The sequence below is a fragment of the Lysinibacillus sp. FSL K6-0075 genome (assembly GCF_038592945.1).
GTDB lineage: Bacteria > Bacillota > Bacilli > Bacillales_A > Planococcaceae > Lysinibacillus > Lysinibacillus fusiformis_F.
In genome coordinates this window covers 2246227-2260765 of sequence record NZ_CP151947.1, presented here as the reverse complement: position 1 = coordinate 2260765, position 14539 = coordinate 2246227, and the positions used below count along the sequence as shown (strand labels likewise).

At 36.5% G+C, this 14539-nt stretch carries 17 protein-coding genes; 2 read left to right on the top strand and 15 right to left on the bottom strand.

Annotation, left to right across the window (positions count from 1 at the left end):
* Nucleotides 1-220 precede the first annotated feature (220 nt).
* Nucleotides 221-670 carry an SRPBCC family protein gene (locus tag MHB65_RS11025; RefSeq protein ID WP_342443490.1) on the top strand — a complete coding sequence of 150 codons (450 nt, stop codon included), beginning with the start codon at nt 221-223 and terminating at the stop codon, nt 668-670.
* Nucleotides 671-734: 64 nt separating this feature from the next.
* On the opposite strand, the gene MHB65_RS11020 is transcribed toward MHB65_RS11025, so the two are convergent.
* The 10 genes from MHB65_RS11020 to MHB65_RS10975 form a co-directional block, all read right to left on the bottom strand.
* Entirely contained in the window at nt 735-1511 is a 777-nt protein-coding gene (locus tag MHB65_RS11020) for a basic amino acid ABC transporter substrate-binding protein (RefSeq protein WP_205443204.1), read from the bottom strand.
* Nucleotides 1512-1997: 486 nt separating this feature from the next.
* On the bottom strand, nt 1998-2513 hold the full coding sequence (locus MHB65_RS11015; RefSeq protein WP_342443489.1) for a hypothetical protein: 516 nt from the start codon (nt 2511-2513) through the stop codon (nt 1998-2000).
* Entirely contained in the window at nt 2513-2992 is a 480-nt protein-coding gene (locus tag MHB65_RS11010; protein ID WP_205447471.1) for an RNA polymerase sigma factor, read from the bottom strand. The genes MHB65_RS11015 and MHB65_RS11010 overlap by 1 nt, the downstream gene beginning before the upstream one ends.
* A 208-nt stretch (nt 2993-3200) precedes the next feature.
* Nucleotides 3201-4004 (bottom strand): nucleotidyl transferase AbiEii/AbiGii toxin family protein, encoded by an 804-nt coding sequence (locus MHB65_RS11005; RefSeq protein WP_342443488.1) that lies wholly within the window; start codon nt 4002-4004, stop codon nt 3201-3203.
* Nucleotides 4005-4638: 634 nt separating this feature from the next.
* Entirely contained in the window at nt 4639-5427 is a 789-nt protein-coding gene (locus tag MHB65_RS11000; protein ID WP_342443487.1) for a class I SAM-dependent methyltransferase, read from the bottom strand.
* Nucleotides 5415-5846, bottom strand: a complete 432-nt coding sequence (locus tag MHB65_RS10995; RefSeq protein ID WP_205443200.1) for a BrxA/BrxB family bacilliredoxin — start codon at nt 5844-5846, stop codon at nt 5415-5417. Before MHB65_RS10995 ends, MHB65_RS11000 begins: the two co-directional genes overlap by 13 nt.
* A 209-nt stretch (nt 5847-6055) precedes the next feature.
* Nucleotides 6056-6187, bottom strand: a complete 132-nt coding sequence (locus MHB65_RS10990) for a hypothetical protein (RefSeq protein WP_342443486.1) — start codon at nt 6185-6187, stop codon at nt 6056-6058.
* 1034 nt (nt 6188-7221) lie between these two features.
* The gene (locus MHB65_RS10985; RefSeq protein ID WP_342443485.1) at nt 7222-8139 is read right to left on the bottom strand and encodes a hypothetical protein; all 918 of its coding nucleotides are present in this window, start codon (nt 8137-8139) and stop codon (nt 7222-7224) included.
* A gap of 65 nt (nt 8140-8204) precedes the next feature.
* Nucleotides 8205-8465, bottom strand: a complete 261-nt coding sequence (locus tag MHB65_RS10980; RefSeq protein ID WP_342443484.1) for a GNAT family N-acetyltransferase — start codon at nt 8463-8465, stop codon at nt 8205-8207.
* 59 nt (nt 8466-8524) lie between these two features.
* On the bottom strand, nt 8525-10639 hold the full coding sequence (locus MHB65_RS10975; RefSeq protein WP_342443483.1) for an S-layer homology domain-containing protein: 2115 nt from the start codon (nt 10637-10639) through the stop codon (nt 8525-8527).
* A gap of 976 nt (nt 10640-11615) precedes the next feature.
* On the opposite strand from MHB65_RS10975, the gene MHB65_RS10970 reads away from it, so the two are divergent.
* Nucleotides 11616-11873 (top strand): hypothetical protein, encoded by a 258-nt coding sequence (locus MHB65_RS10970; protein WP_342443482.1) that lies wholly within the window; start codon nt 11616-11618, stop codon nt 11871-11873.
* 427 nt (nt 11874-12300) lie between these two features.
* On the opposite strand, the gene MHB65_RS10965 is transcribed toward MHB65_RS10970, so the two are convergent.
* From MHB65_RS10965 to MHB65_RS10945, 5 genes are all read right to left on the bottom strand, one after another.
* Complete coding sequence (locus MHB65_RS10965; RefSeq protein ID WP_342443481.1) at nt 12301-12495, bottom strand: hypothetical protein; 195 nt, start codon at nt 12493-12495, stop codon at nt 12301-12303.
* Between the two features lie 93 nt (nt 12496-12588).
* Nucleotides 12589-12816: a hypothetical protein gene (locus tag MHB65_RS10960; protein ID WP_342443480.1), complete on the bottom strand. Its 228-nt coding sequence runs from the start codon at nt 12814-12816 to the stop codon at nt 12589-12591.
* A 72-nt stretch (nt 12817-12888) separates the two neighbouring features.
* Nucleotides 12889-13089, bottom strand: a complete 201-nt coding sequence (locus MHB65_RS10955) for a hypothetical protein (RefSeq protein ID WP_205443193.1) — start codon at nt 13087-13089, stop codon at nt 12889-12891.
* A 515-nt stretch (nt 13090-13604) separates the two neighbouring features.
* Nucleotides 13605-13838, bottom strand: a complete 234-nt coding sequence (locus MHB65_RS10950) for a DUF3953 domain-containing protein (protein WP_342443478.1) — start codon at nt 13836-13838, stop codon at nt 13605-13607.
* Nucleotides 13839-13932: 94 nt separating this feature from the next.
* Complete coding sequence (locus tag MHB65_RS10945; protein ID WP_342443477.1) at nt 13933-14397, bottom strand: hypothetical protein; 465 nt, start codon at nt 14395-14397, stop codon at nt 13933-13935.
* Between the last annotated feature and the right edge of the window lie 142 nt (nt 14398-14539).

Below are 14539 nucleotides of genomic sequence, written 5' to 3'. Positions count from 1 at the left end.
GGTTTGTCATAAGCAGCGTATGTATAAAAATGTGCAAGTAAGAAGAATCGGGGCTATATTGGCTTCGATTTTTTTGTTTTTCCCCACCCTCTTTGTGACTCGATTTAAAGTAATAATGGTTAAATTTTAGTATACTTACATTAGTGATTACTTTAATTTGCACCATAGATTGAGGCTAAACTAACGAAATAAATAATATTGGAAGTAGAGGTGTTTATTGATGAAAACATGGACGAAGACTATAAACATAAATGCCCCCATCGAAAATGTTTGGAAATTGCTTGATGGCTCTCTAGCTGATTTGCAGAAGATTATGCCACAAGTAATTGAAAACAAGCCTGTGAACATAACGGAAGAAGTGGTTGGTAGCGTTTATCGCCAAAAATATAAAGAAGGAAAACGTATCGAAGAGTATGATGTAGAAACATTTGAATATACGAATACACCCGATAAAAAAATATTGAAGGTAGGCTTTGTACTCGCTAATCTGTTTGAAATTACGGCTTACTATGAATTAAATAAAATAAATGAAACAGAGACTTCCTTTACTTATACCGTAACAAATAATGCGTTGAAATGGTTCGTCAAATTATTTTTATTGTTTGCTTCGGACAAAGTAGTCGTTGAATTTTTAGATCGTGTCAAAAAAGTCGCCGAAGCACAAGAATAGAATAGCACCTAAAAAAAATAAACCGTAGAACTCCATATGATGAGCTTCTACGGTTTATTTATGACTAAAAGTCTGAACCCGTAATTTCTTTTAATTTACCGTTTTCTTTAATCTTTTTAAGGCCTTCATTTAACTTATCTAAAAGCTCCTTGTTCCCCTTTTGGACCATGAAACCATAGTATTCTTTTTCAAACGAATCATCTTTGATTACTTTGATCTTGTCATTTGGATGTGCCTTGATGTATTCATAAACAACTGAATTATCACCAATTGCTGCCTCTACGTTGCCATTCAGCATCTCTTGAATAGCGATTGGTTGATTTTCGAATGCAAAAATGTTTGGACTAGATTCACCCTGTAGCTTGTTGGCAGCCATATGACCAGTAGCATTAATTTGTACGGAAATCTTTTTATCCTTTAATTCATCTAATGATTGGATCTTTGAATCTTCTTTCACCACGATTAATAATTGAGATTCGTAATACGGCTCAGTAAAATCAAATGTTTCCTTACGCTCGTCCGTAATTGTAATCCCTGCACCACCGATATCTGTTTCACCATTTTTAATTGTTTGGAATACAGGCTCCCAACCAATACTTTCCCATTTCACTTCAAAATCCATCTCATCTGCGATTGCTTGTAGTACATCCACATCAATCCCTACAATTTTCCCTTTATCGTCGAGTGATACGATAGGTGCAAATGTAGCCTCAGTACCTACCTTATAAACTTTTTTACTATCTCCATCACCTGATGATGTATTGTCCTTCGCGCCGCAACCCGCTAAAACTAGCGTGAAAGCTGCCATTATTGTAAGCAACACCATTATATTTCTTTTCATAGCCCATCCCCCTAGTTTGATATTTTTCCATAATGCGTATTATTTTTCGCAATTCGGAAATGTAAGACTATTACGTAAATTATAGTGACAATATTCTCTTTAGACAATACTTTTTTTGTATAAAAATAATCATTTCTTTATAAATAGAAATATTCAACCTTATTTTTAGTATAAAAAGAATTTATTGGTAAAAAACAAGGTGGATATTTATCCAATTCTTCCCTTAAATTAGATATGCAAAAAAAATCCTCCTAAGGGAATCTTTCATAGTGTTGCAAAACAAAGTAATCAATAATATTTTTAGCAACGGTTTTCAACTAAAGTGAAGGTGTTCACTACTCTTTATGGCACTTTGAAGGACGCTGGCGGAGCAAAAATCAACCTCTCTCCTTTCCAAAAGGTCTTTTTCTGCTAGTGACATCATCTTTTTTCAACAACATGAAAAAGAATCCCCCTAAGGGAATTCTTTTTTGACCATTTGGACCTTCATCGTATTGGATTTTCGAAATTCCAATTCGTATAAATGGCAGCGGCCTGAACGGGGTGTGCGGAGGTATCTTCTGTATAGCCGCCTATTAAATTACCTACTCTAAATGTTGGCTCAAAAAACTGTTCCTCCTTAGGTGGCGCTGTCGGTCCATCTATTCCTATTTTGGTTTTGTCTGTAACGACTACTTCCATGCCATTATCCAACGTAAAGCTCAGCCCATCTTCTCCAACTTCTGTAATGGTCCCTTCGATATTTACTAGCGCACTGGCTGCAGGAGCTGAGTGATCTGCAACAATTCTCTCCGTTAAATCTATCGGTGTATCATGATTTATATTGACCATAGCAAGGACAGCAATCACTGCACAGGCTACTAAGCTTCCTACACTTATTTTTACTTTTTTCATAAATGCCCTCTTTTCTTTTTTCTCATATTCCATCATTTCTATCTGCATCTTACGTTTAAATTCATCAGAAGCATGAATCTGCTTCATCACATTCTTATAAGCATTCATCACACTTTGCTCCCCTCTTCTAGAATCGTCTTCAGCTTCATGCGTGCCCTTCTCAGCTTTGAGCCTACTGTGTTGACGTTGATCTCCAATAAATGAGCAATTTCTGCCGTTGTGTAACCTTCGTAATAATGTAAATAAACAATGACTCTCTCTTCTGGAGGAAGCTCAAAAATTTCAGTGAGAACCATCTGCTCCTCTTTTGCAATAAAGGTCATTTCTTCTGTTATTGGTACCGTCTTCTTGACACGTGAGGACTTAAAATAATCCTTACACTTGTTAAATGTCACTTTAATGAGCCAAGCCTTTAAATGTGCTTCATGAGCGAACGGCTTTTTCTGTCTCATAAGTGTCAGATAAACCTCCTGCACAATATCCTCCGCCTCAGCCATATTTTTGGTCTGTTGCACAGCAATTCGTATAAGGGTGTCACTATATGTTTGAACAATTTCTTGCACACATAAGCCAGCAAACTTTATCATATTTTTCACCTAACCTCCTTCATGACATAATACGATTCAACTTCCATTTTTCGTGCAACAGATACTTTATAGCTTACATTTTAATAAAAAAGAAGAGACCATTCATTAGACATCCCAAATGAATTTTCCCCTCTTTTCCGCTATTAGGTTACTGAAAAATAGCCATACAAAAACCCACAAACCATAGAAGTTTGCGGGTTCTCTCTCATCATTGCCAAGCCTGATTGTCATACTGCCATTGCTTGAAAAATTCATTCTCAGCCAAAATAGCTTCATAAACAGGGTTAAAAAATTGTTTCAGAATCCCTGTTGACTCGAACGTAGGATTTAGCTCGATTGTAAAATGATAACGATCAAATAAATCCACAATATATGCCTGTAATTTTCGTCCTTCAATAGGTTGCGTTTGTAGCAATTGTTGTACTTCACCTATTGTTTTTTCAGTCTTTTCTAATGCTGGATACTGGTATATTTCGATAAATTTTTGTGCAATCACGAATTCCGTTGGATATGTATAAAGCACCGCTGCCTTACTGTCTAGCAAGCTCGGAAAAATAATGGTCTTCGGTGTTATTCGCATGTTTTCGCTAAAGGTAACCCTTACTTCTATGTATGATGTCATTTGGCCCAATGTAGCTGGAATGGTTAAATGAATACTGTCATTCGTTACAGTGGATTCGATTTGCTGTGCGTCCCATTCAATGCCATCCTCTGGTACTGCCATCGAGCAAAGTTCTTTAAAGGCCTGTTTGACAATTTCATGTTGATGAACACTCGCTTGAGCTGTCAGTGTGACTTCTTTGGAAGGCTTCACCACTCCATTTGTTAATGCAAATAATAGTAGCTCTCCATCTAGATAAAATTGTTCGTCATAGGATGATGCTGATAGACGATAAAGTAGTCTTTCTTGGCAATAATGTGCTACTAGCTGATCCATATTGTCTTGCCGTGATGTAGCCATTTCTGTTAATTGTGTCACTACATTCGTAGATAGTGTGTCGATATTTTCCATTGACATCCCTCACCTTTTTGATTTTTCTGATATCTTTATCGAGAATTTAGATTTTTACTAAAATTCATGCTTTTATTATCACTTATTTATGGATGAGAGTAAACGGTAATGTATACCAAAAAAGCCTGTCATAGTTGGACATGACAGACTCTAAAAATTAGACAAGGGGCAGCCTCGCTGTTGCGAAACTACCCCTTTAGCATTTATAGGTAACATTCTCGTAAATTGTAAAAGTCTCAACCCAATCGTCTGGGGAATATTATCTTGAAACCAGATTCGTTTCATCACCGCGGTAAAATTCCACTGTGTGCCTTCTAACTTAAGCAACGCAAACCCTACCATCTTTTGCGTCCTTGCAGCCCCAAAGCATGCGCCAGTGTGAATAAGTATCTACAAAAACAAAAAGCAGAATGCCAGATTACGGAAATATGCTACCTAAAATAGCACGTTTCCTATTATAGCATCCTATTTTATAAAAGTAAAGGTCAATATGTGATTACTACGGAATGCAAGCCAACACACCATTGACTAGAAGGCTTGTGCAGATCAGGGTTCGCATATCTCATTTTACATATTATTCTAACAATCTTTTATTACCCTATACTAAAAAGAGGCTTGTCTCAAGAACAAGCCTTTATACGTCTAACACACCATAATGAAATTTTGCTGTTACCCGTTCATGCTGCTGAAAGCCATAGGTCGCAAACCACTCTGATCGAAAATGTGCCTTTAACACCACACGCTTTTTCGCTACACGCTTGGCTTCATGAACCCATTCATCCGTTAATGTCACATGCTCCCCTGCTAGCCGTAGTGGCTGAAAATTATTGGCCTCTTCAATAACCTCCTCAAACATCGGGTCCATATAGACCACATCAAACACATTGTCTGGTAAGGTTTTTAAATAGTGAACAGCCTCAGACTGAACAACCTCAATGTGCCGCATACAGGCAGTTAACGGTAGCTCGGATGTATCATAGGTTTGCATCCCCTGTCTAACAATAAACGCCACATTCGGATTCGCTTCCAGTCCCACAACACGACCTGCTTCACCCACTGTATAAGCCGCTAACATAGCATCCGCCGCTAAACCTAACGTACAATCCAGCACCGAATCCCCCAGTTGAAGCTGTGCCGCTTCCAAAAAAGGCTCTGCCTCGCCACGGGCAACACGCTTTAATCGAAACGCCGCAGAATTGGGATGAAAGAAAAATGGCTCCTGCGCCCCATAGGCATAATACTCGTAGCGATTCTTCCCAGCGACCATCACATGTGCCTGTAAGTCCTGCGAAATCTTGCGAACAGAGCGCTTTTTCCGTGGCTCAAACGCAGCACCTAATTCTTGACACGCAAAAGCAGCGAGCGCCATCGATATATCGTCTGGTCTGCCCGCTGTCGTCACAATCGTTTTTAGTTCTCGCATGTTTGCTCTAGCACGCCAGTTAAATGAGAGACAATTTGCTCCACAGGGAATCCCTCAATTTGTTCACGTGGGATAAAGTAAGCCAATTCCCCATCCTTTAAAATCGCCATAGATGGTGAGCTAGGTGGCACATCCTCAAAATAACCACGCATCGCCGCAGTCGCCTCTGGGTCCTGCCCCGCAAACACCGTCACAAGATGATCTGGCTTCACCGCTGCAATCGCCTCACGCGCTGCTGGACGAGCAAGCCCTGCCGCACAACCACAAACCGAATTAATCACCACTAACGAAGTCCCCTTCGTCTCCGCCATAAATTCATTCACCGCATCAGCCGTTGTCAGCTCTGTAAACCCAGCCCCCACAAGCTCCTCACGCATCGGCTTCACAACCTGCTTCATATATTCATCATAAGCGTTCATGCTTTTACCCTCTTTCATATGTATTCGCAAAGCTTATTATAGCAAGGTTTTGTGTGAAAGTACAAAGACATGCTTTTTGCCTGATTTCGTGAGTTTTCGGGGGAAATGTGACTTTTTCGTGATTTTGGTGACTTTTTTGTGTAACGGATAGTGGTTTTATTTGGGGTTGTTACACACCTGAAAATGGAACTAAATCCGCTGTTCAGGATTCAACCTTTGACTTCACACTCTTTTAGAATGGCTGGGACAACTGCTAAAACACTATCAATCGTAAATGTACGTTTGGCTCGCCTTGTAGGAATTGCCAGTAATTTTGATACGCCTCTTTGATACGTTGCCATCCTTAGCTAAGTACATCATATTTAAAAATTGGTTACGCTGCATTGCTTTAATCCGTTGTTCTTTCATCATTCCACACCGCTCAATAAGAACATTCGTTTGTATCATTTCAGAATATTAGTTTATGGAAATAATTACATATAGGAAATAGAGCAATACATTGTTAAGATTTTATAGGTCCAACATTCTATGGGGAAATTTCCAGAATTGAAATTGAGGTGAGTTAAATGACGTTCGCATCGTTTGGATTATTATGTATACCCATTTTTTATCTTTATCAAATTATCTTTTACTTCTTTTTCAGAAAAAAAGAACCTAAAGAATCCACCTTAAAGTATTACAAATTTACCTGCGTGACCAATTTCTTGATTTTTTGTGTCACTAGTCCATTAGGGCTTTTTATCGGTGTTATGGCAACTGATAGCGGAGAATTCCCTCTGATTTCATTCATTTTAGGATTTTTATTCATCACTGGTTTACCATTACTTTTCTTCATTTGGTCACTAAGAGATTTTCTAATTTTACATAAAAAGTAAGATAGGCAGTAAATAAAAACATAAAAAAGCCCATTACCAATTAAGGTAACGGGCATCTACTGTTTAGCGCTACGTTGTGCAATGATAATCATCAAACCTTCAAAATCACCATCCGTCAATGTACCAGCATCAAATTTATCTAGATGTGATTTATCAATAAGCATTTTGTCCACTGCTTACTTAAGGTAATCACGAACTGCCGCTTTGAGTGTTTCATTTGTAAAGCGCATTGTATCATCATCCTTCCCTATCGATTTAGCTGTATTGTCCTCCACAATTAATTGCACTTGGTATTTGCTATGCTTGTCATAATGCAGTACTTTGTCATCGTAGCAAGTCTAAAATGTCTCTGGAATAGCTTTAATTTGTATATGGTGATATTGATGTCTGCTTTTTAATTAACGAGCACCAGTAGTAATCTGATAAATGGCACGCATTTTTGTCTTTTTTATTGGGAAAGTAGACATCCACTCCGTTTAAGCTCTCAGGATGAAGAAGCTTTAATCAAAAAAATCATTAATTTCATTCTCATTTAATAAATAGATTCCTGTGTCCGTTTGAATAACAAATTGATTTTTGTATTTCAAAAACTCAAATGGCTTTGAATTCAGGGCAATATAGGATTCAATTTTCCCGCTACTAGGATTAAAAATTACAATTCGTTTATTTTCCATATCACAAATAGAAAGCTTCCCATTCACATAAGAAATATATTCTGGGTAATCTAAACCTTCAAGCGCATGATCACAATAAATTACCTGAAGTTCATTCCTTATATCTTCTGTTTTTCGTGCAAGTTCTTCATCGGTCGTATAATGATAGATTTTTTCTATTTCAAAACTCGGAAATCTATACTTTACAACAGAATTCAAAGTCGGGGATACAGCCCAGACTCCTTGGCCATCTGAACAAATTTGATACAGTGTATCATAATAATCAGAGGTTTCCAGCACAATATATTGCACAAGCTCATCATGCTCATTAAAATGCAGTAGGATATTATGAGGCCAGAGAAGACAAATTGTTTCATTTCGTATAGTACAAGTCATAAGATTAGTAACGTCTGAAAAAATATTATTTGGTATGATACTAAAATCATAGTTATTTTCCCAATTTTCACCAAACGTATGATTATAGTAATCACTCAAACTAATTAGCTTTCTTTTTCCCGCTTCATTTACCCAACACTTTGCTATACTTTCAATATATGAAAAATTCGATTCTTCCAAATGACGAGATATACTACCCCATCTATTATCAAATTTACTATTTGCATACAATTCTCTTGAAATTTCCTTTAGATTTTCACCATTATATTGATAATAGTAAGTTTTATCCTCTTTTTCAGAAAAACTTGCGAAAGATAATGTATTTTCATTTTGTGTAAGTGCATGTCCATTCAAATGCAATTTTTTCATGAAATTTTTCATCCTCGTTATTTTATATGATAATCCAATTTGCCTCTGGTTCAGGGGCCTTTAAATCATATCCATTTCTCCATAAATAGTAATTCATCTTTTTTAAAGCCTTGTTTCTCATAGAATTCTTGAACTTTTTCATTATTTCTTTCTATTAACAAGTTAATCTTTTCACATCCAATTTTTTTAAAACGCATTTCTAATTCTTTGATGATCTGCTGCCCAATTTTCATTCCTTGGTATTCAGGGTCTACAGCTAAATGGTTTATCCAACCTCTTCTTCCATCAATAGTACAGCTCAGGGTCTTGCTAAAAAAATCCTCCACAGACATGCATTATAAAAGGACACGTCCATCGACGCATCCTTTAGCTTTTAAAATTAGTTCTATTGGAAATTAAAAATCCATGTCATCGACCCAGTTTTATTGTTAATATCTGTGTAATCAAATGTTATCTGCGCTTCCCCAATACCAACTTTCTGCACATTTAAAGAAACATGTCCCGAAGGATTTGGACCTGTAATTGTTGCAGTGGCAATATTTTCATCGTTGCTTCTCGGATTGCTGAAAATGACAGTAGAATTATTTTCCCCTGTTATGGCAACCGTCAAAGTTACATTAGTTGACATCGGATAAGGTCCGCCAATCGTCCCACCATCAACATAAGGTGCTGACGTATTTACTCTTGGTGTATCTGGAATTGTCACCGTTACGGGAGCGGACTTGTAAGCCACTACTTTAGTAGTATTATCCACTATTTTATAGGTTACTGTTACATCACCAGCTGTCACACCTCTTATAGCTCCAGTACTTGGATGATTTGTTGCGGAACCTGTACCATTCGTTACAGTCCAACTGATGGATTGACCAACTGCTGGAGGCGTAAAATTAGTTGCTGTTGTGCCCCAGCCAATAACTGAATAGGGTGCTGGCACTGTGGGTATTGCTGCTACTGCTGCTTGTGGATGAACCGTCACAGTTGTCGTACCTTTTTCAATCACTACGCCATTAGCATCCATTCCTACATACGTAATAACTGAGCTACCTGCACTTATAGCTGTTATTTGACCAGTTGTAGCATTTACCGTCCCTACACTTGTTGTTTCAGATATAAAGCTTTTGTTTGTTGCTGTCACAGATAAGCCTGCTCCCACTGAAGCTGTTATCACCTCGTCTATCTGCAATACTTGCGAATATGTTGGACTTTTTGCTGTTGCCTCTCCATATACAGTGAGACTCACAGAATTCATTTTATCATTACTACTTGTATACGAAATGATTGTGATGCCTGGTGTGTGAGCAGTAATTTCGCCTGTACTAGAATTAATTGTTGCAATGCTAGTATTGTTTGATGACCAAGTTATGGTGCCTGACTCCGTTGTTTCTGCTGTTCTGCTAGTAGTCTCTCCCATTTGTAGAACAGATGATGGAGTACCTACGCCTGTAATTGTTGCACCTATGCTATGGGACACTGTGAAAGTAACTGAAGCTGTTTTTAATCCATCTACCGTTGTTGCCGTTATGGTCACTGTCCCTATACCAGTTGCTATCACTTTCCCCTGCCCGTTAACAGTTGCAACGTTCTGATCTGAGGAAGTCCATCTCACAAGTTTGTTTGTCGCATTTGCGGGTGCAACGTTTACTGTTAGTGTTTTTATTTCACCAATCTGAAGATTTCCTATCCCCTCATTCAATGTAATCCCTGTTACAGGAATTACACTTGGTGTTGGTGCTGGATCTGGATTTGAGGTTGGGTTTGGATCTGGTTTTGACTCCGGTTTTGGTTCTGGTTTCGGTTCTGGTTTTGGCTCTGGTTTCGGTTCTGGTTTTGGTTCTGGTTCTGGTTTTGGCTCTGGTTTCGGTTCTGGTGTTAATTGATCAATTTGCTTTAAAAATCGAGAAGCTACAAGGGCAACTTGTTGTCTTTCAGCTATTCCTTGAGGATTGAAACGATTTAATGTATCCCCAGTCATTAAGTTTGATGCTACTGCAAAACCTACCGCGTCTCTTGCCCAAGCAGAAATTTTATGTTGGTCAGCAAAAGTAAGTTGTTCTCCAAGGCCTGTAGAATCACCACCTAATGCTCTAGCAAATAAAGTAGCCATTTCTTCACGTGTTAAGCCTGCGCCAACCCCGAACTTCCCATCACCTATCCCATTTATTAATCCAGCTTTAACTGCTGCTTCGATTGCAGGATAAGAATAATGAGTTGTTGGAATATCGGTAAATGTTGGCGTACTTGGAGAGTTTGTTATATTCAAATTCAGTGCTTTAGCTATTATTATAGCAAAATCTTGTCTTGTTATTGCTGATGTTGGTCTAAATTCACCTTCTGGATAACCATTTATAATGCCTTTTTCAACTAACTCGTTGATAGCATTTTTTGCATAGGAAGTCTCAACATCAGAGAAATCAACTGCAGCAAAGGTGACTGTATTTATTGAAAGAAATGAAACGACAAAGCTTAATAAGAATACTATGCTAATAATAATATTTTTCAAAATAACACTCCTTAGTTTAGTTTGGAATAAGCATCTTTCATCTTCACTTATTAATTTTATAGCCTATTTAATGTCGTTTCTATTAACAAATGTTAATAGTACTGTTAATTGTTTAATTATTAACAGCATGGAATTTTTCTTTGCTAGTGCAGAGACTTCTTACTTTACTTAAAACTCTATTTTACATCACCCATTACTTGTTAAAATGTATCCCTCCTATCAACAAACTCCTCTCGTTTTAACGGGGCTTCCACAATAAATATTCTTTACCTATTACTTTTTTCCTTCAGTAATTCAATCTATCCATTCAAAATATATTAATTGCAGAACCAACAGTAATCCTCAGTGATAGATATGAAAATTTATATCCAACTGATAAATTGTTTTCGCACTGGCTCCGTGTCTAGGTTGAACGAATAGCAGCTATTAATCATAGATAGAAAAAATCTATATATTCATTCCAAACACAAAAATAATGAATAAAAATATTTCCACAATTTTTGTCCTTTCACTTTCAAGATTTATTTCTTGTTTTTAATGGTTACCTATACTCAAAATCTAACAATCAATAAAATTAATCACTGTTCTTACCCTCACCAAGGGATTTTTTATTTGCTGAGAAAACGGTGTGATCAGCTTATAAATAGATTAATAGCAACCAGTATTACGCATTTTTCTATTCTCCCTAACGTTCCAAGTTGTTAGACGTTCTTTTTCAAAGCTCATTTCTTGTCTAACTTCTACAGATTCCGTTTACCATCTCTTATAAATACACAACGAAGTTAACTGCGCTTGTAAATAAATTACTAAAAAAGTAAATATACTAAATCTTTTCAAGTCCTGTACGATAACAAGTATGGAACTAAAAATGGGAATAGGAAGGTGACAACTTATCATGATTACGACGAAATTTTCTAATATGCAATATTTAATGTCACGTAGGTCCTCGTCTAAGTATTACGGGTTGACGCGACAAATGAGCAAGGAAGTTAAAGCTACATCAAAAGAGGACCAAGAAAAAATAAATAATGTAAATAAAATACTTGAAGAAAGTAAAACCTCTAAACTATCTACCAAGCAAATTGAAACGTTAAAAAGCGCTGTAAAGCAAGGGTTATTAGGATCGAATTCGAATCATTTAAGCCCATTAGGTATGTATAACTATAAAAAATCAATCGCAAGTTCGAATTCAAACTTACATTCAACTTTAAGAGCTTATCGAAATTCTATCTAGTATTAAAACACCCTTTAACGTATTAGAGGGTGTTTTAATATGGTGAAATAATAATATTCAGTTCATTAAAATCATCATTAGTCATTATTTGTCCGACATACTGCCTAGCATTCCTGCGAATAATTGATTGCAAAGCATATTTCCTTTCAACCTCATATCCTGTTTTTTGATAATCAATGACTTTTGAATATCCACCTTTGTAAAAAAGGTATCCCTTTAATTAATTGTTCCTGAGTTGCGTAATGGCCTGATTCCCTACTACATACTCATGCATCGAAGCCTCATCATAAACAAACCAAGGAATTTATAAAAGAATCTGCTAGTGCACTGGGGCATAATCCTATGATCACTTATATCACCTTTCCCCAGGAAATATTGATGCCATTTCGATGTTTCACGATAATGAATTCCGTTTCATTATCAGCACTCATTTGTATTTTATAATAACTTCCTTATTATAATGGTCTGATGACATGTAATCGAATGCGGAGTTGATTACGAACTCATTTGGTTCTTTCCATTTTAATTGATAGGCACCCTCTGAAAATGGTTGATAGCCAACATCTGTGCGTGTATCGGCTGAATGCTTCATAAATAATTTTGTAGAGGACATTTGATACATATCACTGTGACCTGTTTCCTGGACGACAAAATGCGCTTGATTATACAGCTAGCAATCCGGTCCTGCATGTAAAAGCGAAAATGAAAAAAACTATCAATAATGCGATTGCCGTGTCTCCTTAATGAAATAAATCCCAGATAGGCAGGTGGAAAACATGCATAAACATTTTAAGAAATGATGAGATAGTCCACCTGGTGGGAATCCAATCTGTAGGTAAATGCCATTCATACTAAGAATAAGCATTAATAGTAAAATGGATGCACTAACAATAAAGCATGGAAACCAAAGCTGAACATCACGTATGCGCTTAGATTCTTTCATTAAAATCCCCTGCCATTTGAAACTTCCACAACATAAAAAAGATCACTTTTCTATCAGTGACCCTTTCAACGATTATTTAAAATTCTGTGGTTTTACTACTTTAAATGAAGCAACTTCGCCACAGTTTTTACAAAAAGTCATTAGGAGTGGTGACCCTACTGCCATAATTGCGCCAATAGGTCTTATATTGCCTTGGCTTGTAGTACCTCCCACCTGTCCAGTCGTAAATTTATCTCGACCACAAGCCTTGCACACCAATTTTTCATTCTCCATCTTATCACCTCGTTATGTAATTTATGGTAATTATAACATAAAAACACTTAGTATGAGCGATGAGCGGGTCTGACCCATCAAATGATTAGCCTCTTGTAACAAAGCCCTATATTTTGAAGTCTACTCTATAAAATCTCTTGGAATATCAATGAAAAAACATTCTTATTACTCATTTTGTTATTTCTTGTAGGGTGTAATGACACGGTTAAAACGGAGGGAAAACGTTTGCATTTCCTGATGACATTCAAAAAATAATTGTGATGGGACAAGGGATAAATAGTGAGGACATCGCCATAATGAAAATACCATGCAAAACGCTAATTTAACAGAACCTCATACAGATGAAGGGTCATTCTTTCAGCTGGAAGTGATTTATGAAAATGGCTATAGATGTATGGTATTACGCAAACTCAAATAGAGGGCGAGTTTATCTAAACGATATGTATTCTATGAACGAAGAAGCGCTCCCAGCTTTCATCAAACTGATGGACAATAATTAACAGACTCCGCTTCCGTTAAATCAAGACAAAGCTTTGAACGGACACATAGATTGAAAATAAAGATACGCCCATTAGGCACCAACCAAACACTGTTCTCTGTCTTTGAAATTCTTGAATGCCTAAAGTGAACATGAAGAAGCCTAAGAACAATATCATGAGGTCATTCAATTGGAAATCTCGTGTGATTAGACCGTAAGCTACGAGAGAAATGCCTGTGATTGAAAAGATAATTTTCAAACGATTTAACATAACTTTCCACCTCCTACTTAGTATACTAAAAACAGCTCTTACTCAATTGCAAAGCCACATTCATCAGAAAATGTGGCTTTGTATACTATGTATGTTAAATAGTTTTTTCTAAGTTTATACTTTTCATCTTATAATTATAGAATCTATAGGTTTCACGGGATAAATAGTATAAAGACATAATAGAATTTTTGGTAATTATTAATCCTAACACTAATAGTACTCCAAAAATTGCACCCATTGTGGCTGATCCATCATTTCGCCTTGAAAATATGGATTCCAACACGGCAGTAAATGCAACAATACTTATACCAGCAGATGCAGCACCAAGTAATGGTTTTATAGAATTATACCTAGTTATAAATAGTATCGTTGCTATTAAAAATAGTACAGCAAAGAATTCAACGATAGAATTATTCCTAAATTTAGCAGCAATGTCTACCAGAAAAATAGATAATAGTGCAATAACAATTAGTGACCAACCATAAATTACTGAGGCTTTTAATTTTTCTTCTTCGGTTTCAGCTTTAAAAATATAGTTTAATACTAATTTAAATACCATCTAACACCCTCCTAAAGTAACTTCTAATATATTTCCTTATAAATTAAATTATACCTATATTTAGAAATATTTCTACATAAATATTTACATGAATATAAAATACTTACATGACTAAAGTTATATAAAATAGTTTAGTCCATAA